Below are 23765 nucleotides of genomic sequence, written 5' to 3' on the forward strand. Positions count from 1 at the left end.
CGCTATGGTTGATTGGTTGTTTTTTTGCTTTCTGCGGTAAACGTCATGTTAGACTGCCGCTGCTGCAAAATGCGTGAGACTAAAAAATCCATCACCGCAAAGGTATAGTCGTCATTATACAAGGTGCTGCTGGTCAGCACATATTGCCCGTCAATCACCACAAACGGACTGGTGAACACCCCGTATTTTTCGGTCAATTCCACCGCTTCCTTCGCTTTCGCCGCCACCGCTTGCGAGTTCAGTTGCATTAAAAACTGATCCAGCGCCACATTATGGCTGATCAGCCAATGGTATAAATTCTCGCCGGCGACCAACGATTTCCTACCTTGCCGCTCGGCACTGTCGAACAGCAGCAGCTCCGCCAACCCTTGCCGATCAAGATTGCGCAAACTGTAATACACATTCGGACCGAATAGCGCCTCTTCGGTGGCGATCGGCTGCAACATCAAGCGCACCTGCTCGTCATGCAAGCGCTGATACAGGCTCAAATTATCAAAGGCGGTCAGGCAATGGGCGCATTCATAAGTGAAAAACAGTCGGACTTCAATCCGATGGTCTAGCGGGTTGGCTTTAATTGGAATGGTATAGGAAAAATAGTCTTTACCGTCTTCAAAGGCAAATTCACTGCCCGGACTTGGCGTTGGCTGCACTGCTTCCGCTTGCGCCATTTGTTCGGCAGCGGTCTCGGCGTCTGATACGGACGGGTTGGCAACCGCACTTTGCGCCGCTGCCTGAGAACAAAACAAAGAAAAAAAGACGCCTATCAACAATAGCCAAAATTTTTCAGTTTTCATGGTATAACTTGGAGCACCCTACCTACTATCATTTGTTAATTTGCTTGCGCTTATCCGACTGTACACGCGGCATAATCGTTGACATACCAAACCGCACTTGACTATTTTACGCCATTTTTACAGCGGTTGCAGATATTCTACCATTAACTGTAGCTGACGGTTACCGCGAAATTCATTAATATCCAAACGGTAAGCGATTTTCATCCGTTTCAACGAATGATCGGGATAAATTTGCGTATCCACATTAAACGCAATCGCATCCAACAACAATGAGCCGCCGGGCGGCTGTAACATCATTTTCAAATGCCGTCCGCCGACCAAGCGTTGTTGCAGCACCTCAAATTCGCCATCGAATACCGGCTCGGGAAATGCCTGCCCCCAAGGTCCGGCGGCGGCGATCAGTTCGGCGGTGTGCAAGGTCAGCTCGCTTTGCGCCAATTCGCCGTCGCTCCAAATCACGCCGGTGAGTTGTTCGGCATTTAAACTTTGCTGCACGACCTCGGCGAAAGCTTGACGAAAATCATCAAAATGCGCTTCGGCAATGCTTAATCCCGCCGCCATGGCATGACCGCCAAATTTTAGAATCATGCCCGGACAGCGCTGATCAACCCTTTCCAACGCGTCGCGAATATGCAGCCCCTCAATCGAGCGCGCCGAGCCTTTCAAAATGCCGGCTTGATCTTGTGCAAACGCCACTACCGGGCGGTGAAAACGATCTTTAATCCGTGACGCCAGAATGCCCAACACCCCCTGGTGCCAGTCCGCCTGATACAGCGTAATCGCCCACGGCAAATCGTTTTCCAACTCGTTCAGACCACTGCAAATCTGCAACGCTTGCAGCTTCATACCCTGTTCGATCTCTTTGCGGGTTTGATTCAGCGCATCCAGCTCATACGCCAGTTGGCGTGCGGTCTGCATATCCTCCGCCAATAACAGTTCGACGCCGACGCTCATATTATCCAAACGTCCGGCGGCGTTGAGGCGTGGTCCGATTGAAAAACCCAAATCCGAGGCGACAAAACGACTAAGATCACGCTTGGCAATTTCCGCCAGTGCTTGAATTCCGTAGCGGCAACGTTGGGCACGAATCCGATTAATCCCTTGATAAGCCAGAATACGGTTATTTTGATCGAGCGGCACCACATCGGCGATCGTCCCCAGCGCCACCAAATCGAGCAGTTCGGCAAAATTCGGCAACGCCTGCGCACAGATATACCCGCCGTCACGCAATGCGGCACGCAGCGCCAACATCAGATAAAAGGTAACCCCGACCCCGGCAAGGGATTTGGACGGAAAACAGCAGTCCGCCAGATTCGGATTGATAATCGCGTCAGCCGCCGGCAAGTCGCTTGGCGGCAAGTGGTGATCGGTGATAATCACCTTGGCGCCGTGCCGTTGAATAAACGCCACCCCCTCATGCGACGAGATACCGTTATCCACTGTAATCAGCAAATCAACCTGCTTTGCCAACGCCAGTTTTGCCACCTCGACACTCAGCCCGTAGCCCTGCTCAAAGCGGTTCGGCACCAGATAATCCACCTGCCCGAATCCCAACCGACGCAAAGCCAACACCGCAAGTGCGGTACTGGTGGCGCCGTCGGCATCAAAATCGCCGACGATCACGATTTTTTGCTGCTGTTCGCGCGCGGCGAGCAACAGCTTGACCGCACTTTGCGTGCCGCTCAGTTGTTGCGGCGGCAACATCGCCTGTAAAGTGCGGTCGAGTTGTCGTTTATCTTGAATATGACGGGCGGAAAAAAGGCGGTCAAGCAACGGATGATCCGCCAACGGCAAGATCACCGGTGGCTGTCGGCGGCAAATGATTTTGTTCACGGGATTAAAAATGCCTTGATTAAAAAACGGTTCAGATAAATAACGGGGCTTCGCCCCGTTTGTTTATTGTGCTTCCTGTAAAGCCGCCAGCAGCTCTTTCGGCGGTAAATAGCCGCCAATCACTTCACCGCCGTCGGTTACCATGGTCGGAGTGCCGCGCACGCCGTATTGGCGCCCCAACGCATAATGCCGCGCCACGATATCCGGTGTTTTCAGCGCTTTTGGCGGTTTGCCGTTTTCGGCTTGATCCAAGGCTTCGTTACGATCTGCCGCCTGCCAAATCGCTTCCATCTGCCCGGCAGTTTGTGTATCCATGCCGCCGCGCGGGAATGCCAAGAAGCGCAGGGTAATGCCTAAATCGTTATACTCTTTCTTCTTGCTATACAGCAAATGGCAGTAATGACAGGTGATGTCCATAAACACCGTGACCACGTATTGTTCATTTTTCGCCGGATAGACGATCATCTGATCAGCAAAACCATTTAATTTATCCAACAGCATTTTTTCGCTTAAATTAACCAATTCACCGTTTTTCAATTCAAACAGATCGCCGCGCAAAATATAGTTGCCGTCGTCAGACACATAAAAAATGCCTTGGTCGGACACCACCGACTGAATTCCTTTTAACGGGGTGGCTTGAATTTGCATATTGCTCATGCCCAATGCGGATAAATTCTGCTGGATGGTTGCATTTGAAGCCAATGCCGCCGTGCTGACCAATGCGCTCAATAAAATTGCCGATTTTTTCATGGGTAATGGATTTCCTTGTTTTTAATTTATTCTAAACTGAACGGTTTCACATACGGCAACATGCCTTTGTGCAACATACTGCGCAAACCGCTGCTGTCATTGCTGCCTAACCCCCGAATCTCAAAATTGATCGAGAACGAGTTGTCATAAAAAACCTTATCACTGCTGTAATTCACCTCGTTGCGCGCCGAGGTCAAATAGCGGCGTGCACCGACACTGACGCTCCAACAACAGGTGTTATATTGCACCCCGCCGTACTGTTCCACCGCTTTATTCAGCGCCACATCATGGTAATAGCGTCCGATCACGGCCCAGTTGTCATCCAACTCCCACGCCACGGTTGCGCCGACTTGCTTAATGTCCTGATTATACAAATTGGAACCGCTTTGCAAGTTTTGGTCGATATAACTTTGGCTGGCATAGCGATAATTCAACTGCACCAGATTATTGCCGCTCGGATTATACTCCAACACCATATTGGCAAGTGCGGTTTTGTTCAAGTCGGTATCATATTGGTAACTGCCGCGCCAATTCCACGCACGGTTGATTTTCCAGTTCGATTCCAACGCCCACGCCGACGAGTGGCGGTTGGTGCGGGTGTCTAAACGCTCGTCAATCCGCGACGCCGTTAAATAATAAATCTGCCCCAACGAAAGATTAAAGCGTTCATCGGCGTTTTGGTCAAACAAACGCGTGGTGCCACCGACCGTGACCTGATTGGCGGAAGCAATCCGATCCAAACCGCTGTAACGGCGATCACGGAACAGTGAAAAATAATCCTGTTGTAACAAAGCGCTGTCATAACCCAAGCCTAAATAATTGGAATAAATATCCTTGGCGCCAATATTGCTCTGGTTTTTATACGGGCGGTACAAATACTGCACGTGCGGTTCTAAAGTTTGACTATAACCGTCCAGAAAAGTTTGCGACTTAAACAGCACGGTTTGCAAATCCGCCTTGAATTGCGGCAACACGCGGTTGACACTGCGCTCCACCGCTTCTGCGCCAACGCCTTTGCCTTTGGTCTGCTGATAGTGGGTGGCGTATAATTTGGTTTGCAAATTCAAGCTGCCGTAATCATTGCTCAATGGCAGGTTCAACTCGGGCTGAATATGGAAACGCCAAGCCTTCGGTAACCAATTACTGTCATTATCAAACCGCACCGCCTGCGAATATAGGGCGAAATCCAACCAACCGTCCGCCAACCCGTTTTGATAATAATTAAAATCAATTTGCGGCAAAGCACGGTACGGAGCGATATCGGTCTCGTCAAAAATCTGGAATTGCCGCCCTGACACGCTCAGATTGTAATTCGGCTGATAATAACCCACAGTAAAGCGTTGATTGGCATAACCGTCGGTGCTGTTGCCATACACCGAACTAAAATCATTGAAATAGCGCTTATCACTCACCCGGGTATAGTCTAAATTCGCACGCCAATTGTCACCAAAACTCGCAGAATGTTGCCAAAAGAACAAATGACGGGATTTATTCTCGCCGAGATACTCTTTCAGCCGATCCTTATGCAAATATTCACTGGCGAGCGTTCCCGTTCCCAATCGGGTGAGATAGCGAAATTCCGTTTGCAATTGTAACCCACGATCAAACATATATTTCGGCGTTATCGTCGCATCATAATTCGGTGCAATATTCCAATAGATCGGTTGGGCATAGCTAAAACCATCTCGACTAGAAGAACTGAATTCCGGCATCAGCAACCCGCTGCGGCGGCGGTCGCCTATCGGTAGCTGCCAATACGGCGAATACAAAATCGGCACGCCCAACACTTTAAAGCGGGCGCCCCACATCTCCGCCACTTCTTCCTGCAAATCTTGCCGGATTTCGTCCGCTTCAATTGACCACGCATTGTCGTTCGGCAAACAGGAAGTGAAAGAGGCATTGCGCAAAGTGCGGTAGCGTTCGCGCATTTCCGTTTGTTCCGCCGTGCCGCGCCCTTGCCGCCCGACAAACTGATAATCCACCGCTTCAATATCGCTGTCTTTACTGTTCAAATTGATCTTGGCATTGCGCCCGCTCAAATCGATCTGCTCGTCACGATAAGACAACTCCCCGTCAACATGGGCGAAACGCTGCAACTGCTCGCCGCTGCCCTGAGTGGTAATTTTGGCGTGTTGCGATTGCAAATGACGGTTGCCTTGCTTAATGTCGACATCACCTTGGTAGGTCGCCTCGGTCGCATGCCGCATTTCACCGCGATCCGCTTCAATATATACCGGCAATTCATTCGGATTGCCGTGCACCGGCTCACCGTTAAAGTGCGGTACGCCCAGCAAACATTGCTGTCTTAAATCCGCTTGCGCCGCGGTGCCGTGCAACGTACCGTATAATGCCGTCACCACAAGGCTCGCCAACAGGCTATAGCTGTTCTTTTTCATTCCGTAACCTATACGTTAAAAACAGAGAAATTGCCCTGATTGTACTCGAAATCCAACTATTGATCATGCGAATATTTTTATCACAATCGCAGGGTTAGCAAATGTTGTTGCAAATTTGAACTGCCGGCAATGTTGAGAACCCGACGACAAATCCTATTTTTATTAGTAATAGTGGAAAAAAAAGGATCTATCGGAGAAATCATTGGAACATCCCAAGGGAATGGGGGTAGAATAAAAATTATCGATTCATTTCATGTCAATTAAATCTAACGAGGAAAAACTATGTCGCAATTACAAGAATTACGCAAAATCACCGTGGTTGTCGCCGACACCGGCGATATCGAAGCCATCAAAACCTATCAGCCGCAAGACGCGACCACCAATCCGTCATTGATTCTGAGCGCCTCATCCCTGCCGCAATATGTCCCCTTGATCGACGACGCCGTTGCCTATGCCAAACAACAAAGCAACGACAAGAAACAACAATTGATCGACGCCGAAGATAAATTAGCAGTGAATATCGGCTTAGAAATTCTGAAAATCGTGCCGGGACGTATCTCCACCGAAGTGGATGCACGCCTGTCTTACGACACCGCCGCCACCATTGAAAAAGCACGCAAACTGATCAAACTGTATAATCAAGCCGGTATCAGCAATGATCGTATTCTGATCAAAATCGCCTCCACTTGGCAGGGGATCCGCGCCGCCGAAGTGTTGGAAAAAGAAGGTATCAACTGTAACCTGACCCTATTATTCTCCCAAGCGCAAGCCCGCGCCTGTGCCGAAGCCGGGGTTTACCTGATCTCCCCGTTCGTCGGTCGAATTTTAGACTGGTACAAAGCCAACAGCGACAAAAAAGCATACGCACCGCATGAAGATCCGGGCGTGATTTCCGTCACCGAAATTTACGATTACTACAAAAAATACGATTATAAAACCGTCGTGATGGGCGCCAGTTTCCGCAATATCGGCGAAATTATCGAACTTGCCGGTTGTGATCGCTTGACTATCGCTCCGGGCTTGTTAAAAGAGCTGCAAGAAAGCAATGAGCCGCTGGTGCGCAAATTGGAATTCAAAGGCAACGTCAAAGAGCGTCCGCAGCCATTGACCGAAGCCGAATTCTACTGGCAGCACAACAGCGACCCGATGGCAGTGGAAAAACTGACCGACGGCATCCGCAAATTCGCCGCCGATCAAGAAAAATTGGAAGCGATGCTAGTGACAAAACTGTAATCATTGCCGCTTAAATTGAAAAATCGGAATCTCGATCAGATTCCGATTTTTTATGATCAAAAAACCATGTTTTCCTGGTTTTTCCCTACTCGACCGCACTTAATCACCGCACTTTGGTAACCCCCTCCATTCATGAAATAAATCGGGAGGGAGAGGAGGGAAATGATTTGAGCAATAGACTTGATCAGCGGTCCGAAGTGCGGCTAACCGCACTTTGTTGCTGATAAAGCGCCAAGGCTTGTGGCAATACTTTTTGAATGTTCGCTTCCCGTTCTTGATAGCTCGGGTGAGTGGAAACCAACTGCTGTAAAAATCCGGCGTCATCGGCAGAAAACTCATAGAGCTTCTGCCATAGCCGAGTCACGTGTTGTGGATTGTAGCCGGCTTCAGCCATTATCAATAATCCTAATCGATCCGCCTCCAACTCACTACTGCGTGAAAATGGTTTACTGATGGCATATTCCGGCACCCAAGCCAAAGCAGAACCGACATAACTGAACGCAGTAGAAGCCACGGTGCCGCCGAAGATTCCAAGCAAACCTGTCGCCCGATCGAGATTCACCTGTTCTTTGCCGTGTTCTTTCACCACGTGCACCATTTCATGCGCCAGAATCATTGCCAGTTCGTCATCACTTAAATGCAGTTTATCTACCAACGCACTGTGAATAACCATTTTCCCGCCGGGCATTGTCCAAGCGCTGATTTCCGGGCTGCGAAAAACCGCAATCTGCCAATCCAATGCCCGGCCACTTTCATTATATTGCTCTGCGATCGGAAACAAACGGGAAAAAGTGTGCGTCACCTGCACCGCGGTTGTCGAATCATGCTCAACGATACCGAACAGCTCCATCTGATTGACTATCCGCTGATAATTTTTTGCGGATTTTTGATTTAAATCTTGGCTGCTAAGGCAGCCAGCCAAAGCAAGGCTAGCCGCTGACAGCAAAGCAAAACGCCATTTATTCAACTCATCAACCCGCTTTTTTCGCTTTGTTATATACCGCCATCGCCTCCGGCATTAAACGGCGCAGATTAGCTTCGCGATCGGCGTTGGTCGGGTGAGTAGAGATTAAACCTTCTAAAGCACCGCCGGAGCCGCCGCTGGCCGCACTCATTTTTTGCCATAATTTGATCGACGCTTCCGGATTGTAACCCGCTTCCGCCATCAGCAATAAGCCGACTTCATCCGCTTCTGTTTCATTGCCGCGTGAGAACGGTTTGTTCAAGCCGTATTCTTGGGTCAAACCGACTACGCTGCTAAAATCATAGCCGGTGGTGGCGGTCAACACCGCGCTGCCGACACTGCCCAATAAGCCGGTCGCCATATTGAAATTCACTTTTTGTTTGCCGTGTTCTTTCAAGGCGTGCGCCATTTCATGCCCCATCACCACCGCAATTTCATCATTATTTAATTTGAGTTTATCGACCAAACCGGTATAAAACATCATTTTACCGCCGGGCATCGCCCACGCGTTCAGTTCATTGCTTTTCATCACCGTAATTTGCCATTGGAACGGCACGCCGGTGTCGTTGGCTTTTTCCGCATACGGCTTGATCCGCTGGAACACGGTATTAATCCGTTTTGCGGTGTTGGACGTGGTATCAATCACCCCTTGTTGCTTCATTTCGTTGACGGTTTGGGTATAACTGCTCGCCGCCTGTTGGTTAATGGTTTGAGTGTCGGCACAAGCTGCCAAACCCACGGAGAATACGGCAGTTAATGCCCATGTTTTGATTTGCTTTCTCATCATCACTTCCTCACAATTTAAAAAAATACCGCACTTTTGCAAGAGCGGTATCTGATCAATAAACCCACTTTCCGTAACAAGGGAAAGAAACAACGTTATTTCTGTGCACGCTCAAACGAGGTTTTAATCTCTTCGCGGGCGGCTTCAACGCCTTCCCAACCGTCCACTTTCACCCATTTACCGGCTTCCAGTGCTTTGTAGTTTTCGAAGAAATGTTGAATTTGTGCTTTCAGCAATGCCGGCACATCATTGATGTCTTGGATGTGATCGTATTCTTTGCTTAATTTGCTGTGCGGCACGGCGATCAATTTGGCATCTTCGCCGGATTCGTCGGTCATTTTCAATACGCCGACCGGACGGCAACGGATTACCGAACCCGGAATCAACGGATAAGGGGTTGGCACTAATACATCAACCGGGTCACCGTCTAATGACAAGGTGTTGTTGATATAACCATAGTTCGCCGGATAAAACATTGCCGTCGCCATAAAGCGATCAACGAACACCGCGCCGGACTCTTTATCCACTTCGTATTTAATCGGATCGGCGTTTGCCGGAATTTCAATCACAACATAAATATCATCCGGCAGTTCTTTACCGGCAGGGACTTTTTCTAAACCCATTTTATATTCCTTTTTAAAATAGTGAATGTAAACGCTATGAATTATAGCGTCAATCTTTTCGTTTTGTCGAGAAAATCCAACAGTGCGGTCTGGCTTAACCGCACTTATAGAATTACAGTTTTTCCACCAACTCCACCGCCGCGCCGATATAGCTTGCCGGGGTCAGTTGTTTCAAGCGCACTTTTTCCGTCTCGGGAATCGCCAAGCCGTCAATAAAGGTTTGCATTGCCGCGGCATCAACCCGTTTGCCGCGGGTCAGCTCTTTCAATTTTTCATACGGTTTTTCAATCCCGTAACGACGCATTACTGTTTGGATCGGCTCGGCAAGCACTTCCCAGTTTTGATCCAGTTCGGTACGCAAGTGCGCTTCGTTGACTTCCAGTTTGCTGATCCCTTTGCTAGTGGCGGCATAGGCAATCAAAGTATAACCCAAGCCGACGCCCAAATTGCGCAGCACAGTCGAATCGGTCAAATCGCGTTGCCAACGGGAAATCGGCAGTTTTGCGCCCAAGTGCGCCATCACCGCATTTGCCAAGCCTAAGTTACCTTCCGAGTTTTCAAAATCGATCGGATTGACCTTGTGCGGCATGGTGGACGAGCCGATTTCGCCGGCGATGGTGCGTTGTTTAAAGTGGTTCAAGGCGATATAACCCCACATATCACGGTCAAAATCAATGATAACGGTGTTGAAACGGGCGATATTGTCGAACATTTCCGCAATATAATCATGCGGCTCGATTTGGGTCGTGTACGGATTCCAATTCACGCCCAGACTTTCGACAAATTCTCGGCTGAATGTATGCCAGTCGATTTCCGGGTAAGCCGACAAATGCGCATTGTAATTACCGACCGCACCATTAATTTTGCCGAGAATCTCGGTTTGTTGCAGTTGTTTAAACTGGCGCTGCAAACGGTAAACCACATTCGCCATCTCCTTGCCGACCGTTGAAGGCGAAGCCGGCTGCCCGTGGGTGCGTGACAACAACGGAATGGTTTTAAATTGTTCTGCCAAACCTTTGATTTCGTCAATCAGTTTTTGCCACGCCGGTAAAATCACCTCATCACGCGCTGTTTTTAACATTAACGCATGGGATAAATTATTGATATCTTCGGAAGTACAGGCAAAGTGGATAAACTCGCTCACCGCCGCCAGTTCGGGCAGGGCTTCGGATTTTTCTTTCAAGAAATACTCCACCGCTTTCACATCATGGTTGGTGGTGCGCTCGATTTCTTTAATCCGCTGCGCATCGGCAAGGGAAAACCCGGCAACGATTTGGTTCAAATAGTCGTTGGCTTGCGCGGACAAGACTGCCACTTCCGCAATTTCAGCGGTTGCGGCCAATTTCTGCAACCAACGCACTTCCACCGTCACACGGAATTTCAACAAACCGAATTCACTGAAAATTGAACGTAAACCAACGGCTTTGTCTTGATAACGGCCGTCGATCGGGGAAAGTGCGGTTAAAGCAGTAAGTTCCATTGGGGAAAGCTCCATATGGTAAAATTAAAGGGAAGAATAAAGCTGTTGTGCATGTTGGTAATATTTATTGCGGCTGAACAGCAATTTCAGGCGCGAACCGCCGAGCTGCCGCCACAACACCGCCGAACGAATGCCACATAATAAAGTGGCACGCACGCGGTTTTGGATACCGCTTTGCTGTAGATATAACGGCGAGCCTTTGACTTGGATTTTTGCCCCCAACGGGCTGATCACATCGACATAAATATCGGCGATACTGGCGATCATCTGTTCGTCGAGCAAATCAAGATGTTGTAATTGGCGTGCTAAACCTTGAATCCGATGACCAAGCAATTGTTTGCTTTGCGGGGTTTTATCCAGCTTACTTTCCAACGCAAGCAAACTCATCCAATAACGCCCGACATTCATATCCAACTCACCCTTGCCGCCGGACACTTGTTCTAATAACGTAGTTAAACCTAAGCGTAAATTGGCGACATCATTACCGTACACATCTAAAGTGGAACTCGGCGCGGTATTCACAAGCGAATTCAACGAAGCGGCAAACGCCGCTTGATCCGCACTGCCGCGTTCAGAAAATTGCTGCACCAACTTCGCCGACTGACAAACGCCGGCAAGTGCGAGAGTGAGATCGTGGTAGTCTGCCATAGTGGGTAAATGTCATCCTTATATCGGTGCGGAAGTCTCAATCAAACTGGCGAAACTATAACACTGTTCCACTATTTTTAAAAGTTTACAATATCGCCATAAGGCAAATTATCATTGCCTTTAAGCTGTCTAGTGTGGATTCAATGTGAGCCTATTATTCTTCGGATTAGGCGCGCTTGCTAAAATCTTTCGAATAATAATTCAAGTTTTGTTGCCAAGTCCAACCCTGCTTTGCCCAGAAAGCGTTGCCGCTTTGGTTGTCGGCGAACACTAACAAACGCCCGCGGGTGATATTTTTACTGCGCAGTTGCTGTTCCAATTTATGCAGCAGTGCGCTACCAATCCCTTTGCCTTGCTGATTTTGCGCCACCGCCATATGATAAATCGTAGCACGGCGACCGTCGTAGCCGCACATGATGACGCCGAGCAGTTGTTTATCTTGCTCGGCAACAAAATTCAGATCGGGATTAAAGGCAAGGAAAGCGCTGACGGCTTGTTCGTTGTCATCAACCGCACTCATGCCCATGCCGGGTGTGTTGTGCCACAATTCGGCAACCGGTGCGCAATCGTCCGTTTGCATTGGGCGAATCGTCAAGGCTGAAAGTGCGGTTGCCATTCGGTTATCACTCATTTAACCGTACTTTCGATAATGCCGCCGCCTAAGCAAACTTCGCCTTGATAGAACACGGCGGATTGCCCCGGGGTGACGGCGATTTGCGGTTGGTCAAACCGCACTTCGATCTTGCCGTCGTCAAGCGGCAGGATTTCACAGGCAATATCATCTTGCCGATAGCGGGTTTTCACCGTGCAGCGCAACGCTTGACGAATAGGTTCGCGCGAGACCCAATCCAACTGTTGGGCAATCAAGCCGTTCGACAATAACGCGGAATTATCCAGCCCTTGCGCCACAACTAACACGTTGTTAACTAGGTCTTTCTCGACCACATACCACGCATTCTCGTCTTTGCCTTTCACCCCGCCAATGCGCAAGCCTTTTCGCTGTCCGAGGGTGTGATACATCAAACCGTCATGGCGTCCGATCACTTCACCGTCAAGAGTGCGGATTTCACCCGGCTGTGCCGGCAGATAGCGAGCCAAAAAGTCCTTGAATTTACGTTCGCCGATAAAGCAAATTCCGGTCGAATCTTTTTTCTTGGCAGTGATCAGCCCCAGCTCTTCCGCAATTTGGCGTACCACCGGTTTTTCCAGTTCGCCGACCGGGAACAGACTTTGCGCCACTTGTTGGTGGCTCAGGGTATAAAGAAAATAGCTTTGGTCTTTGTTGCTGTCCAAACCGCGCAGCAGTTGCACCTTAGCACCGACCGCACTTTCATCGACAAAGGAACGGCGCACATAATGCCCGGTGGCAATATAATCCGCGCCTAAATCTTCCGCGGCATATTCCAAAAAGGCTTTGAATTTGATCTCTTTGTTACACAGAATATCCGGGTTCGGCGTACGTCCCGCTTTGTATTCGACTAAAAAATGTTCAAATACATTATCCCAGTATTCCGCGGCAAAATTGATCTTATGTAAGTGAATGCCCAACTTGTCGCAGACCGCCTGCGCATCCGCCAAGTCTGCTGCCGCAGTACAATAATCGCTGTCGTCGTCCTCTTCCCAGTTTTTCATAAATAAGCCTTCCACCTGATAGCCTTGCTGTTGCAGGATATAGGCGGAAACCGACGAATCGACGCCGCCGGACATTCCGACGATGACTTTTTTGGTGGCATTCGCTGCTTTTTTTGCGTTGCCGAGAGGATTTAATTTCTCAAATGTTGCTGAAATCAAGGTCATTACAAATCCAATTGTTTGATATTACAAGATAATCGGTTGGTCGGACGAGATCGCCCGACCAATAGGCGACTAGATAATTCGCTCTTGTTGCTCTAATTTTTGTTTTCGCGCTTCGGCTGCCATTTTGGCTTTACGGTTATCGCAAGGTTCCGGACAATCGCACACTTTTTCCAAGCCAAGGGTGGCAATACCGCCGCAACTGCCATGGATAGACTTGCGTTTAACCCAATAGCCGATTGACATCGCTAGAATCACCACAAGAAAAATACCGAAGGTGATAAAAAATACGTTCATAACTTCATTCCTAATCCTATGCTGACGGTTATTGCGCCGTGAGCCGTTTAAATGCCGATGACATTTTAGTCTCAAAACCGTTATTTGTCTTGATAATCAAGTAAATCGCCAGATTATTTTTTTCGGCAACCGCCAATGCCTTGTCGCTGCCCAAAACAAACAATCCCGTCGCCAAGCCGTCGGCGGTCATACTGGACGGATCGAGCACCGTCACCGAGACTAAATTATGTTGAATTGGTTTGCCGCTATGCGGGTCAATCTCATGGGAAAAACGTACGCCGTCCCGTTCAAAATAGTTACGATAATCGCCGGAGGTTGCCATTGCCATGTCTTGCAAACCAATGATCAACTGTACCGCTCTTGAACCGTCAAATTCCGGTTTTTCAATCGCAATTTGCCATGCTTTATTCGCTTTATTCCGCCCTTTGGCACGGATTTCCCCGCCGATTTCAACCAGATAATCCGTCACGCCGAGCGATTCCAGATATTCCGCCAATTGATCCACGCCGAAGCCTTTGGCAATTGACGATAGGTCGATATACAGATTCGGAATGCTTTTACTTAACCGATATTGCCCGTCTTGCTGCTGTAGGATTAATTTATCCAAACCGACCCAAGCGCGCCGTGCCTCGATTTCCTGATCGGTCGGAATCTTTTCCGGGCGGTTTTCCGGTCCGAAGCCCCATAAGTTCACCAAAGGTCCGACGGTAATATCCAATGCTCCGTCGGTTAATTGGTGTAAACGGATTGCTTCGGCAACCACCTTGCCAAATTCCGCTGAAATAGGAAATGCACCTTCAACCGGTTGCAACCGATTAAATCGGGAGATTTCCGAATCTTTCTGGTAAGTCGACATTTGCCGGTTCACTTCTTGCAAAGTGCGGTCAATGGCTTGCTGCACCGCTTGCGCTTCCGGCAAGTTTTTGCTGCTGTCAGCCAAATATTTGACGCTGTAAGTGGTGCCCATGGTTTTACCATTGAAAGCCACTTCCGTTGTTTTATCACCGCAGGCGGCAACACTGATACTAATAAAAAAGGCTAGCCCGAGCCGGGCCAGCCAGTTAATTGATTGTTTTAAAATCATTTTCTATCTCTGAATGTGATTCCATTAACCACCGAAGTCATCCAACAGGATGTTTTCGTCTTCAACCCCTAGGTTTTTCAACATACCGATTACCGCGGCATTCATCACCGGAGGCCCACACATATAGTATTCACAATCTTCCGGCGCTTCGTGGTCTTTCAGATAGTTTTCATACAATACGTTGTGAATAAAGCCGGTGTAGCCGTCCCAATGATCTTCCGGCAACGGATCAGACAAGGCTACATGCCATTTAAAGTTGTCGTTTTCCGCTTGCAGGGTGTCGAAATCTTCCACGTAGAACATTTCGCGTTTAGAACGTGCGCCATACCAGAACGACATTTTACGTTTTGAATGCAGGCGTTTTAACTGATCAAAGATATGCGAACGCATTGGCGCCATACCGGCACCACCACCGATAAACACCATTTCCGCATCGGTATCTTTAGCGAAGAATTCGCCGAATGGTCCGGAAATCGTCACTTTATCACCCGCTTTCAATGACCAAATGTAAGAAGACATTTGCCCTGGCGGTGCATCAGGTTGTTTTGGCGGCGGTGTCGCAATCCGCACGTTCAACATGATAATGCCTTTTTCTTCCGGATAAGATGCCATGGAATAAGCACGGATAATCGGCTCGTCGACTTTCGACACATAACGCCATAAGTTAAATTTATCCCAGTCTTCATGGTATTCTTCCGGAATATCGAAGTCTTTATAATTTACGGTATGTGGCTCGGCTTCAATCTGAATGTAACCGCCGGCACGGAACGGAACTTCTTCCCCTTCCGGAATGGCAAGTTTCAATTCTTTGATAAAAGTCGCTTTGTTATCGTTTGAAATAACGGTACATTCCCATTTTTTCACACCGAAGATTTCCGGCTCGACTTCCACTTCCATGTCGCTTTTGACATTGACTTGGCAAGATAAGCGCCAGCCTTCTTTGGCTTCTTTTTTACTGATATGGGAAAGTTCGGTTGGCAGAATATCACCGCCGCCGTGTAATACTTTAACCTTGCATTGACCGCAAGAGCCGCCGCCGCCGCAAGCGGAAGACAAGAAAATGCCTTCGCTCGCCAGTGCGCCCAACAGCTTACCGCCCGCAGGCAGTTTAATCGCTTTGCTCGGATCCTCGTTGATCCCGATAGTAATGTCACCGGAGTTGACCAGTTTTGACTTGGCGAACAAAATCAGCACCACCAAAACCAAAACAATCACGGTAAACATTGCGATACCTAAAATGATTTCCATCTGCTATTCCTCTCTTTACAACTGAATGCCGGAGAATGACATGAAGCCAAGCGCCATCAGGCCAACAGTAATAAATGTGATTCCCAATCCACGCAAGCCTTTCGGCACGTCGGAATACTTCATTTTTTCTGTTAAGCCGGCTAACGCTACGATTGCCAACATCCAACCCGTACCTGCACCAATACCGTACACAACTGATTCGGCAAAGTTGTAATCACGCTGTACCATGAAAGATACGCCGCCGAAGATTGCGCAGTTTACGGTAATCAACGGCAGGAAGATCCCCAAGGCGTTGTACAAGGCCGGAAAGTATTTATCTAAAATCATTTCCAGAATTTGTACCAACGCAGCGATCACACCGATAAAGGTGATAAAGTTAAGGAAACTGAGATCCACGCCTTCAATCAAAGCACCGTCTTTCAAGATCAGGTTATACACGATGTTATTGGTCGGTACTGCGATACCCAATACCACGATAACGGCGATCCCCAAACCGAAAGAGGTCGATACTTTTTTCGATACCGCAAGGAAAGTACACATTCCAAGGAAGAAAGCCAGTGCCATGTTTTCGATAAAAATCGAACGCACAAAAAGACTGATATAATGTTCCATGCTTATTTACTCTCCACTTGTTCCGGTTTGTAGGTTCTTAATAACCAAATCACGAAACCGATAATAAAGAATGCGCTTGGCGCCAACAGGAACAAACCGTTCGGCTGATACCAGCCGCCGTTATTGATGGTTTCCAAAATCGTTACGCCGAACAATTTTCCGGAACCGATCAGTTCACGCAAGAACGCCACCACGATTAAAATCGCACCGTAGCCCAAACCGTTACCGACCCCGTCCAAGAAGCTGTCAATCGGGCTTTCTTTCATCGCAAACGCTTCCGCACGTCCCATAACGATACAGTTGGTGATAATCAAACCGACGAATACCGAGAGCTGTTTGGAAATATCATAAGCGTAAGCGCGCAAAATTTGGTCAACCAAGATAACCAAAGAGGCAATGATCGCCATTTGTACGATAATCCGCACGCTGTTCGGAATGAAATTGCGAATGCAAGAAATAAAGAAACTGGAAAACGCAGTAACAAATACCACTGCAATCGCCATTACCACAGCCGTTTCCAACTTGGTTGTCACCGCCAGCGCAGAACAGATCCCGAGGATTTGTAACGCAATTGGGTTGTTATCCAAGATAGGGGATAACAATAAGCCTTTTCTACCTTTTAACTCAGCCATTGTTTAATTCTCCTGCTCTAAGTTTTTTCAGGAACGGGCCGAAGCCGTTTTTACCAAACCAGAATTTGAAACTGGCGTCGACACCGTTCGCTGTTAGCGTGGCGCCGGATAACGCATCAATTCCGTGTTCTTTATTGGCCGAACCACCTTTGGCAACAAATAACGCCTCTTGCCCTTGGGCATCATAAATTTTCTTGCCCGGGAATTGAGCCTGCCAGCCTGGATTCTCAATTTCACCGCCCAAGCCCGGGGTTTCCCCGTGTTGATAATAAGTGATACCGTCAATCGTATTGCCATCCGGCTGAATCGCCATAAAGCCGTACATCACCGACCAAAGACCCGAGCCGTAAATCGGCAGTACGATTTTTTCCACTCGTCCTTGATCATTTTTCACCAAATAAATTTCTGCCAAATTGGCACGGCGACGAATCTTCGCCAAATCTTCTTCGGCCGGCAGGGCAATGCTGGTTTGCGGGTTCTTAGCCGCCGCAGCCGCGTCAAATCCGGCTTGTTCAGGTACGTATTCGCCTGTATTCAAATCAACCAAACGCGGCTCAATATTTTTCGCATAAACCTGCTTAATATTGATTCCCGGTTTTAACAAACCGGCTACGCTAAGGATATTTTTTTGTTTATCCAGTAATTTTTGTTCTTCCTGCACCGGTTTCAAGCTCACCGCAGAGCCGGCAACAATAATCGAACAGACTAAGCTGACGAGAAGAATAACCAGAATCGTGCCTGCAAAACTGTCTTTCTTAAACATTGCGAGCTCTCCTACGTTTGATATTTGCTTGAACTACCAAGTAGTCAAATAACGGTGCAAACAAATTAGCAAATAGAATCGCTAACATCATGCCTTCCGGATATGCCGGGTTAACCACACGGATTAACACGCACATTACGCCGATTAATGCGCCGTACCACCACTTTCCTTTATTCGTGAAAGAGGCCGATACCGGATCCGTCGCCATAAAGAACATCCCCAAGGCGAAGCCGCCCAGCACCAAATGCCAATGCCACGGCATTGCAAACATCGGATTGCTGTCAGAACCAATGACGTTGAAAAGCGTTGACATCGCAATCATCCCGATCATCACACCGGCAACGATACGCCAAGAAGCGATACGGGCGAAAATAATGAATGCGCCGCCTAAAATCAGCATTAGGGTTGATACTTCCCCAATCGATCCCGGAATGTTACCGATGAAAGCATCCATCCAAGTGATTGGTTGTTGCGTAACATTGTTAATCAAACCACTTTCGCCACCCATATTCCATTGCGAAAGTGCGGTTGCGCCGGTGAAACCGTCGGCGGCAACCCACACTGCGTCACCGGAAATTTGCGCCGGATAAGCGAAGAATAGGAATGCACGCCCCGCCAGCGCCGGGTTCATAAAGTTTTTACCCACACCGCCGAACACTTCTTTCGCCACAACAACCCCAAAAGTGGTTGCCAGTGCCGCTTGCCATAACGGTAACGTTGGCGGAACGATTAATGCCAACAGGATTGAGGTGACAAAGAAGCCTTCGTTGATTTCATGCTTACGGATCATGGCGAATAATACTTCCCAGAAACCACCTACCAAAAACACTACGGCATAGATTGGCAGGAAGAAAATTGCACCCAGTACGATTTTGGCGATGACGCCCGCATCCGGCGATAATACCCCGAACATATCCGCCAAAGCAAAGTGCCAGTCATTGGCAATATTTTGCGCCACATTTTGCGCAAACACCTCAGGTGAGGCCAAACTGCCTAATGCCAATAATGATTGCGCGCCCACGTTGTACATACCGTAGAACATCGCCGGAAACAGCGCTAACCAGACTAATACCATCATACGTTTTGAATCGATTGCATCACGTACGTGGGAAGATTTACTGGTTACCGTTCCCGGTGTATATAAAAACGTGGCGGTTGCTTCATACAGCGCATACCACTTTTCATATTTTCCACCCGGCAAAAACGCAGGTTCGATTTTCTCTAAAAGATGTTTTAAACCCATTTTAACCTTCCTTCTCGATCTTATCTAACGCCGCGCGCAAGATTGGACCATATTCATTTTTGCCCGGACAAACAAAGGTGCAAAGTGCCAGATCTTCTTCATCCAGTTCCAAACAACCTAACGCTTGCGCACCGTCAGTATCGCCGGCACTTAAATCACGCAGTAACAAGGTCGGAATAATATCCAACGGCATTACGCGCTCATAAGCACCGATCGGCACCATCGCACGGTGTCCGCCGTTCACGGCCGAAGTTAAGTTAAACAATTTTTTACCAAAATGTCCCAACACGGTACGGGTGATTGAGAATTTATCTGCGCCCGGCATAATCCAGCCGATAAACTCTTTCTCGCGTCCTTCGGCAATCACGGAAACTTGTAATGCATAACGTCCCAAATAATTATGTGGACCGACCGCAGTTGTACCATTTAATACCGAACCTGAAATCACACGGTTTTCACCGTCTTGCAGTTCATTGGCTGTCAATTGTGAAAGGTTCGCCCCTAAACAGGTGCGCACTAACCCGGGATTTTTCACTTGCGGACCGCCGAGAGCGACAACACGCTCAACCGACAATTCACCGCTGGTAAACAGTTTGCCAATGGCAATCACATCTTGGTAATTCAAATACCAAACGGATTTGGTTGCACTAACCGGCTCAAGAAAGTGGATATGCGTACCGCTTAATCCGGCGGGATGCGGACCGCTAAACTCTTCGGTTTGCAGCTTGGCAATTTGCGGAAGGGTAATTTGCGTCCCGGCAGCTTTACACACATACAGTTTTTCATTATTCAAGCGGCTGAGCACCAACAGACCGTCTTGGAATGCTTGCGCTTGCTCGTTAATGATCACCACAGGATCTGCCGCCAACGGATTGGTATCCATGGCATTCACAAAAATCGCGGCAGGTACGGCATCCGTAGCCGGCGATTTGCTGAACGGACGTGTACGCAATGCCGTCCAAAGACCGGATTGCAGCAAATTTTCACGTACTTGTTCATCGGTTAATGACGACAGTTGTTGACGATCGTATTTGTTAAACGTAATTTGCTCATTACCTTCAACCTTAATTACAACCGATTGTAATACACGCTTGGCGCCACGATTAATCGCCGTGACAGTGCCGCTTGCCGGTGCAGTAAAGACCACACCCGGGTTTTTCTTATCAGAGAAAAGCACCTGTCCTTTCTTGACAACATCACCCTCGCGAACACTCATCGACGGACGCATACCTACATAATCTTCGCCAAGCACCGCAACTTCAGTAATGGCAGGACCATTCTGGATTACCTGTGCCGGTTTCCCTGAAATTGGAAGATCCAAGCCTTTCTTAATTGTAATCATATTGTTAGCACTACTTTTTAGTTAGGTTTACATCACAATTGCCAATCTTACGTTCTGAAAACGCGGTATCGGCAACCTCTTTTTGAGCAATGAATGGGGAAAGGTCTAAACATGGGAATCCCACAACAGCTAAACACTTACCACTCAAACATAAAATTTAAAACTCAAATTCCGGAAAATATCAAAAAAGACAACAGGCTGCTTATCCAAATGCTTCGCCTTGCTTCCCGTCATTTTTGATGGTTAATTTTTTGATAATAAAAACGACTTATTGTAACCAATTAAGCCGCTAAAATTCCACTTTAACCACGACTTTTTTTGATCTGATCACACTTTTTATACCCGAATGTAGCAGGATTGTTACTATTTTACCTACAAAGAGTTAATCGCCATGCCCCATGCAGTTCGGGGAAGAAATAACCTGCCGCTGTTTTTTCGACCACTCTTGCGGGGTATACGCGTGAATAGCCAAGGCATGAATCCCGTTCTGTTGCGGATTGATAAGTTGATAAATTTTTTGATGACGCACCACGGCACGCAGCGTTTCGAAATCCGAAGCAGCAATAATCACTTTAAAATGCGAATTTGCCCCTTTGCCCGAACTGTGCATATGGCTTTCGTTTAGCACCTCAAGATAATCCGGTTGCAAGGCTTGTTGTAAAAGTGCGGCAATCTGTTGCTGATCCATAAAATTCCTAAGCTGAAATGTGAATAAAAGCATAATTTTTGCGGTCTAACGCTATACTTTATTACGTGAGTTTGCAACAATAATTCTCGCCTGATATTTTAAATTTGATATTTAAGGAGATAACATGAAAAAATCCTCGCTAAAAACCCTTTCCTCCGCATTGCTATTGGGAAGTGCGGTGTTACTGAGCGGTTGCCAAACCCAAAATAACACCCTGACCTTCACCCCGCCGGCGCCAAGCGCTCAATTTAACACCGCCAACCAACGGGTTGTTGCCAATGTGGTCACCCAAGACCAACGCGCCAGCTCAACCGTTGCCAGTTACACCTCCGGCGGCAACGTACAACACCTGATTGCCAGCCCGGAAGTAGCACAGCTGTTTCAACAAGTGGTGCAGCAAGGTCTGAATAGCAAAGGCTTCCGTATCGCCGGCGGATCTGCTTCAAACAGCAATGTGATTGTGCGTATTACCGATTTCGGCGCGCAAGTGAGCGAAGGCAATCTGAAATATAAAATTGACAGCAAAGTGAATATCGTGGTGGAAGTTCAAGGCGCGAAAGGCACATTCTCGAAAAGTTTCGGCGCGACCAACTCGCAAGAGGGCGTATTCGGCGTGAATAACGAAGGCATTCAGAAAATCATCAACCGCTCTTTCCAAGATGTCGTCACCAAGTTCTATAACGACAATGAAATCAGCAACGCGCTGTTGGGATTGAGCAATTAGCCATAACCGCATTATTTATGTTGCAGCCAAACCGCACTTTCAAAGTGCGGTTTTTTATGGCTGGCTCTCAGCGGCATTGAAATTCAGACAAGAAAAAACCCGCTGAGTAAACTCAACGGGTCGTAAATAATGGCTCCTCCTGCTGGACTTGAACCAGCGACATACGGATTAACAGTCCGCCGTTCTACCGACTGAACTAAGGAGGAAAAGTGGTGCCTCGAGGCGGAATCGAACCACCGACACGGGGATTTTCAATCCCCTGCTCTACCGACTGAGCTATCGAGGCAACTCATCAGTGGTGCGTATTAAACGTTTTTTTCGTTTTCAAGTCAACCTCTATTTTAAAAAAACTTTCATCGCCCCATTCGTTTGCATGCTTTGTGTGCAAAGTGTCTGTTTTTAATCCGTAAACTGATTATTAATTAGCACGCACGCGATATTTCTTTTGCGCCGAATCCACTTTCACCAGATAATTACGCGCCTGAGCAGACGGATGTCGGGTGGTCAAAGTGCGGTACACTTGCTCGGGAAGTAAGCGATTGATCTTTTCTATCGCCATGGTTTTGTCCTGATCAAACACGCGCAACACCGCCCCTGCACCGCTGTTATACGCGGAAATCATCGCATAGCGTTTAGAAGACGGATCGGTGATCCCGGCAAGGTAGTTATTTTGCAACAAAGACAAATAGGCGACACCGGCATCAATGTTTTTGTGCGGATCAAACAAATATTCTTTGCTCGGCTGTCCCGGCATTTTCTTCATAATCTGAAAAATATCACGTCCGGCAGTATGCGGCACCACCTGCATTAAACCGATTGCATTGGCATAACTGATCGCATACGGATTGAAGCTCGATTCGGTTTGCATAATCGCCAAAATCAGGCTTTCGTCAATATTATAATGACGCGCGGCGCGGCGCACGAACGGCACATATTTTTGCGCGCGTACGTTGATATGGTTGGCGATCATCGGAATGGTGACATATTCTACCAACTGCCCGTTACTCAAGCGCCGGGTTTGCAGGCTATTTTGCAATAAATGATTGGCAAAAGCATTGGCGCTGTCGAGATTGCTAATCGTCGCGCCACGGTGATCCACCACCTGTCCGGCTAAAAACGGACGTGAGCTGATTGGCGCATCACCGTCGGCAAACAGATCAATTCCGTTGGCGTCCGAACCCATCATCAAGGTATGCACAATGGATTTTTTCAGGCGATATGCGTCCATTCCCTGGGTTTCAATGGTGATCTTGCCTTCGTCAAAACTGATATGGCTGCGGGTGTTATATTGGTCGGTGTATTTGACATAATCCTTACGGCTCGCCACCAACAGTTCGTTCACTCCCCATTTGCGATCAATGTTATGCGAAAACTGCCCGGTCAGAATATCCAACCCCCGTAAATCTTTGGCAAAAGCGTCGTCATAATCAATTCCACTGCTTTTTTTGGAGGAAGAGCCACACGCCACTAAAAAAGGGATCAACAGCACCAGTAAATATTTTTTCATGGGTAAACCTTCAACTCGCCGCTTATTGACTTGGGGGAACATAGCCTTCGATATGAACGTCTTTGCCTTCAAACAGGAAATTGACCATTTCGCTTTCCAGTAGCTGACGATGTTCAACGTTCATCATATTCAGTTTTTTCTCATTGACTAACATGGTCTGTTTTTTCATCCATTCGCCCCATGCCTGCTTGCTGATCGAATCGAAGATCCGCTTGCCCAGTTCACCGGGATAAAGCTGAAAATCCAGCCCGTCGGCTTCCTGTTTCAAATATTCGCAATAAACTGTTCGTGCCATTTGCTAGTCCTTTTTACTTTTTTACATTAGA

24 protein-coding genes and 2 tRNA genes are annotated in these 23765 nt (G+C 48.0%); 2 read left to right on the forward strand and 24 right to left on the reverse strand.

Annotated elements, in window-relative coordinates:
- Positions 1–2 precede the first annotated feature (2 nt).
- The 4 genes from ACWA50_RS02025 to lptD all read right to left on the reverse strand — a co-directional run bounded on the left by ACWA50_RS02025 (position 3) and on the right by lptD (position 5773).
- Complete coding sequence (locus tag ACWA50_RS02025; protein ID WP_431053671.1) at positions 3–794, reverse strand: thiol:disulfide interchange protein; 792 nt, start codon at positions 792–794, stop codon at positions 3–5.
- 117 nt (positions 795–911) lie between these two features.
- Positions 912–2627: a single-stranded-DNA-specific exonuclease RecJ gene (gene recJ / locus ACWA50_RS02030; protein WP_431053672.1), complete on the reverse strand. Its 1716-nt coding sequence runs from the start codon at positions 2625–2627 to the stop codon at positions 912–914.
- A 63-nt stretch (positions 2628–2690) separates the two neighbouring features.
- Positions 2691–3377 (reverse strand): bifunctional protein-disulfide isomerase/oxidoreductase DsbC, encoded by a 687-nt coding sequence (dsbC, locus tag ACWA50_RS02035; RefSeq protein WP_431053673.1) that lies wholly within the window; start codon positions 3375–3377, stop codon positions 2691–2693.
- 26 nt (positions 3378–3403) lie between these two features.
- Positions 3404–5773, reverse strand: coding sequence for an LPS assembly protein LptD (gene lptD / locus ACWA50_RS02040; RefSeq protein ID WP_431053674.1), 2370 nt, complete (start codon positions 5771–5773; stop codon positions 3404–3406).
- Between the two features lie 282 nt (positions 5774–6055).
- Here lptD and tal point away from each other — a divergent pair, with 282 nt between their 5' ends.
- Positions 6056–7006: a transaldolase gene (gene tal / locus ACWA50_RS02045; protein ID WP_431053675.1), complete on the forward strand. Its 951-nt coding sequence runs from the start codon at positions 6056–6058 to the stop codon at positions 7004–7006.
- 184 nt (positions 7007–7190) lie between these two features.
- Here tal and ACWA50_RS02050 read toward each other — a convergent pair whose 3' ends face one another.
- The 16 genes from ACWA50_RS02050 to ACWA50_RS02125 all read right to left on the reverse strand — a co-directional run bounded on the left by ACWA50_RS02050 (position 7191) and on the right by ACWA50_RS02125 (position 21208).
- A complete protein-coding gene (locus tag ACWA50_RS02050; RefSeq protein WP_431053676.1) occupies positions 7191–7973 on the reverse strand; it encodes a M48 family metallopeptidase in 783 nt (260 codons plus the stop codon).
- Between the two features lie 4 nt (positions 7974–7977).
- The gene (locus ACWA50_RS02055; protein ID WP_431054272.1) at positions 7978–8754 is read right to left on the reverse strand and encodes a M48 family metallopeptidase; all 777 of its coding nucleotides are present in this window, start codon (positions 8752–8754) and stop codon (positions 7978–7980) included.
- A 95-nt stretch (positions 8755–8849) separates the two neighbouring features.
- The gene (gene ppa, locus ACWA50_RS02060; RefSeq protein ID WP_431053677.1) at positions 8850–9377 is read right to left on the reverse strand and encodes an inorganic diphosphatase; all 528 of its coding nucleotides are present in this window, start codon (positions 9375–9377) and stop codon (positions 8850–8852) included.
- Between the two features lie 112 nt (positions 9378–9489).
- Positions 9490–10857: an adenylosuccinate lyase gene (purB, locus tag ACWA50_RS02065; protein WP_431053678.1), complete on the reverse strand. Its 1368-nt coding sequence runs from the start codon at positions 10855–10857 to the stop codon at positions 9490–9492.
- A gap of 24 nt (positions 10858–10881) precedes the next feature.
- Complete coding sequence (gene hflD, locus ACWA50_RS02070; RefSeq protein ID WP_431053679.1) at positions 10882–11505, reverse strand: high frequency lysogenization protein HflD; 624 nt, start codon at positions 11503–11505, stop codon at positions 10882–10884.
- Between the two features lie 166 nt (positions 11506–11671).
- Positions 11672–12136: a GNAT family N-acetyltransferase gene (locus ACWA50_RS02075; RefSeq protein WP_431053680.1), complete on the reverse strand. Its 465-nt coding sequence runs from the start codon at positions 12134–12136 to the stop codon at positions 11672–11674.
- A complete protein-coding gene (mnmA, locus tag ACWA50_RS02080) occupies positions 12133–13302 on the reverse strand; it encodes a tRNA 2-thiouridine(34) synthase MnmA (RefSeq protein ID WP_431053681.1) in 1170 nt (389 codons plus the stop codon). Before mnmA ends, ACWA50_RS02075 begins: the two co-directional genes overlap by 4 nt.
- A gap of 69 nt (positions 13303–13371) precedes the next feature.
- Positions 13372–13596: a (Na+)-NQR maturation NqrM gene (gene nqrM, locus ACWA50_RS02085; RefSeq protein WP_431053682.1), complete on the reverse strand. Its 225-nt coding sequence runs from the start codon at positions 13594–13596 to the stop codon at positions 13372–13374.
- Positions 13597–13624: 28 nt separating this feature from the next.
- Positions 13625–14680: an FAD:protein FMN transferase gene (locus tag ACWA50_RS02090; RefSeq protein WP_431053683.1), complete on the reverse strand. Its 1056-nt coding sequence runs from the start codon at positions 14678–14680 to the stop codon at positions 13625–13627.
- A 24-nt stretch (positions 14681–14704) separates the two neighbouring features.
- Complete coding sequence (gene nqrF, locus ACWA50_RS02095) at positions 14705–15928, reverse strand: NADH:ubiquinone reductase (Na(+)-transporting) subunit F (RefSeq protein WP_431053684.1); 1224 nt, start codon at positions 15926–15928, stop codon at positions 14705–14707.
- A 15-nt stretch (positions 15929–15943) separates the two neighbouring features.
- The gene (gene nqrE, locus ACWA50_RS02100; RefSeq protein ID WP_431053685.1) at positions 15944–16540 is read right to left on the reverse strand and encodes an NADH:ubiquinone reductase (Na(+)-transporting) subunit E; all 597 of its coding nucleotides are present in this window, start codon (positions 16538–16540) and stop codon (positions 15944–15946) included.
- A 2-nt stretch (positions 16541–16542) separates the two neighbouring features.
- The gene (locus ACWA50_RS02105; RefSeq protein WP_431053686.1) at positions 16543–17172 is read right to left on the reverse strand and encodes an NADH:ubiquinone reductase (Na(+)-transporting) subunit D; all 630 of its coding nucleotides are present in this window, start codon (positions 17170–17172) and stop codon (positions 16543–16545) included.
- Positions 17165–17935, reverse strand: coding sequence for a Na(+)-translocating NADH-quinone reductase subunit C (locus tag ACWA50_RS02110; protein ID WP_431053687.1), 771 nt, complete (start codon positions 17933–17935; stop codon positions 17165–17167). The genes ACWA50_RS02105 and ACWA50_RS02110 overlap by 8 nt, the downstream gene beginning before the upstream one ends.
- Entirely contained in the window at positions 17928–19178 is a 1251-nt protein-coding gene (locus ACWA50_RS02115; protein WP_431053688.1) for an NADH:ubiquinone reductase (Na(+)-transporting) subunit B, read from the reverse strand. The genes ACWA50_RS02110 and ACWA50_RS02115 overlap by 8 nt, the downstream gene beginning before the upstream one ends.
- Before the next feature lies 1 nt (position 19179).
- Complete coding sequence (locus ACWA50_RS02120) at positions 19180–20520, reverse strand: Na(+)-translocating NADH-quinone reductase subunit A (protein ID WP_431053689.1); 1341 nt, start codon at positions 20518–20520, stop codon at positions 19180–19182.
- A 382-nt stretch (positions 20521–20902) separates the two neighbouring features.
- On the reverse strand, positions 20903–21208 hold the full coding sequence (locus ACWA50_RS02125) for a BolA family protein (RefSeq protein ID WP_431053690.1): 306 nt from the start codon (positions 21206–21208) through the stop codon (positions 20903–20905).
- Positions 21209–21332: 124 nt separating this feature from the next.
- Here ACWA50_RS02125 and ACWA50_RS02130 point away from each other — a divergent pair, with 124 nt between their 5' ends.
- Entirely contained in the window at positions 21333–21932 is a 600-nt protein-coding gene (locus tag ACWA50_RS02130; RefSeq protein ID WP_431053691.1) for a YajG family lipoprotein, read from the forward strand.
- Positions 21933–22062: 130 nt separating this feature from the next.
- Here the strand turns inward: ACWA50_RS02130 and ACWA50_RS02135 are convergent.
- The 4 genes from ACWA50_RS02135 to ACWA50_RS02150 all read right to left on the reverse strand — a co-directional run bounded on the left by ACWA50_RS02135 (position 22063) and on the right by ACWA50_RS02150 (position 23734).
- Positions 22063–22138 (reverse strand) — tRNA-Asn (locus ACWA50_RS02135).
- A gap of 4 nt (positions 22139–22142) precedes the next feature.
- A tRNA-Phe gene (locus tag ACWA50_RS02140) sits at positions 22143–22218 on the reverse strand.
- A gap of 132 nt (positions 22219–22350) precedes the next feature.
- Positions 22351–23439 (reverse strand): membrane-bound lytic murein transglycosylase MltC, encoded by a 1089-nt coding sequence (gene mltC, locus ACWA50_RS02145; protein ID WP_431053692.1) that lies wholly within the window; start codon positions 23437–23439, stop codon positions 22351–22353.
- A 22-nt stretch (positions 23440–23461) separates the two neighbouring features.
- The gene (locus ACWA50_RS02150) at positions 23462–23734 is read right to left on the reverse strand and encodes an oxidative damage protection protein (protein WP_431053693.1); all 273 of its coding nucleotides are present in this window, start codon (positions 23732–23734) and stop codon (positions 23462–23464) included.
- Between the last annotated feature and the right edge of the window lie 31 nt (positions 23735–23765).

The sequence above is a fragment of the Testudinibacter sp. P17/SS/0325 genome (assembly GCF_053570765.1).

What these genes read in the sequence shown, in the direction of transcription:
- ACWA50_RS02025 (WP_431053671.1), bottom strand. Translation starts at nt 794, where the DNA reads ATGAAAACTGAAAAATTTTGGCTATTGTTGATAGGCGTCTTTTTTTCT.
- dsbC (WP_431053673.1), bottom strand. Translation starts at nt 3,377, where the DNA reads ATGAAAAAATCGGCAATTTTATTGAGCGCATTGGTCAGCACGGCGGCA.
- lptD (WP_431053674.1), bottom strand. Translation starts at nt 5,773, where the DNA reads ATGAAAAAGAACAGCTATAGCCTGTTGGCGAGCCTTGTGGTGACGGCA.
- tal (WP_431053675.1), top strand. Translation starts at nt 6,056, where the DNA reads ATGTCGCAATTACAAGAATTACGCAAAATCACCGTGGTTGTCGCCGAC.
- ACWA50_RS02055 (WP_431054272.1), bottom strand. Translation starts at nt 8,754, where the DNA reads ATGAGAAAGCAAATCAAAACATGGGCATTAACTGCCGTATTCTCCGTG.
- ppa (WP_431053677.1), bottom strand. Translation starts at nt 9,377, where the DNA reads ATGGGTTTAGAAAAAGTCCCTGCCGGTAAAGAACTGCCGGATGATATT.
- purB (WP_431053678.1), bottom strand. Translation starts at nt 10,857, where the DNA reads ATGGAACTTACTGCTTTAACCGCACTTTCCCCGATCGACGGCCGTTAT.
- hflD (WP_431053679.1), bottom strand. Translation starts at nt 11,505, where the DNA reads ATGGCAGACTACCACGATCTCACTCTCGCACTTGCCGGCGTTTGTCAG.
- ACWA50_RS02075 (WP_431053680.1), bottom strand. Translation starts at nt 12,136, where the DNA reads ATGAGTGATAACCGAATGGCAACCGCACTTTCAGCCTTGACGATTCGC.
- mnmA (WP_431053681.1), bottom strand. Translation starts at nt 13,302, where the DNA reads ATGACCTTGATTTCAGCAACATTTGAGAAATTAAATCCTCTCGGCAAC.
- nqrM (WP_431053682.1), bottom strand. Translation starts at nt 13,596, where the DNA reads ATGAACGTATTTTTTATCACCTTCGGTATTTTTCTTGTGGTGATTCTA.
- ACWA50_RS02090 (WP_431053683.1), bottom strand. Translation starts at nt 14,680, where the DNA reads ATGATTTTAAAACAATCAATTAACTGGCTGGCCCGGCTCGGGCTAGCC.
- nqrF (WP_431053684.1), bottom strand. Translation starts at nt 15,928, where the DNA reads ATGGAAATCATTTTAGGTATCGCAATGTTTACCGTGATTGTTTTGGTT.
- nqrE (WP_431053685.1), bottom strand. Translation starts at nt 16,540, where the DNA reads ATGGAACATTATATCAGTCTTTTTGTGCGTTCGATTTTTATCGAAAAC.
- ACWA50_RS02105 (WP_431053686.1), bottom strand. Translation starts at nt 17,172, where the DNA reads ATGGCTGAGTTAAAAGGTAGAAAAGGCTTATTGTTATCCCCTATCTTG.
- ACWA50_RS02110 (WP_431053687.1), bottom strand. Translation starts at nt 17,935, where the DNA reads ATGTTTAAGAAAGACAGTTTTGCAGGCACGATTCTGGTTATTCTTCTC.
- ACWA50_RS02115 (WP_431053688.1), bottom strand. Translation starts at nt 19,178, where the DNA reads ATGGGTTTAAAACATCTTTTAGAGAAAATCGAACCTGCGTTTTTGCCG.
- ACWA50_RS02120 (WP_431053689.1), bottom strand. Translation starts at nt 20,520, where the DNA reads ATGATTACAATTAAGAAAGGCTTGGATCTTCCAATTTCAGGGAAACCG.
- ACWA50_RS02125 (WP_431053690.1), bottom strand. Translation starts at nt 21,208, where the DNA reads ATGGATCAGCAACAGATTGCCGCACTTTTACAACAAGCCTTGCAACCG.
- ACWA50_RS02130 (WP_431053691.1), top strand. Translation starts at nt 21,333, where the DNA reads ATGAAAAAATCCTCGCTAAAAACCCTTTCCTCCGCATTGCTATTGGGA.
- mltC (WP_431053692.1), bottom strand. Translation starts at nt 23,439, where the DNA reads ATGAAAAAATATTTACTGGTGCTGTTGATCCCTTTTTTAGTGGCGTGT.
- ACWA50_RS02150 (WP_431053693.1), bottom strand. Translation starts at nt 23,734, where the DNA reads ATGGCACGAACAGTTTATTGCGAATATTTGAAACAGGAAGCCGACGGG.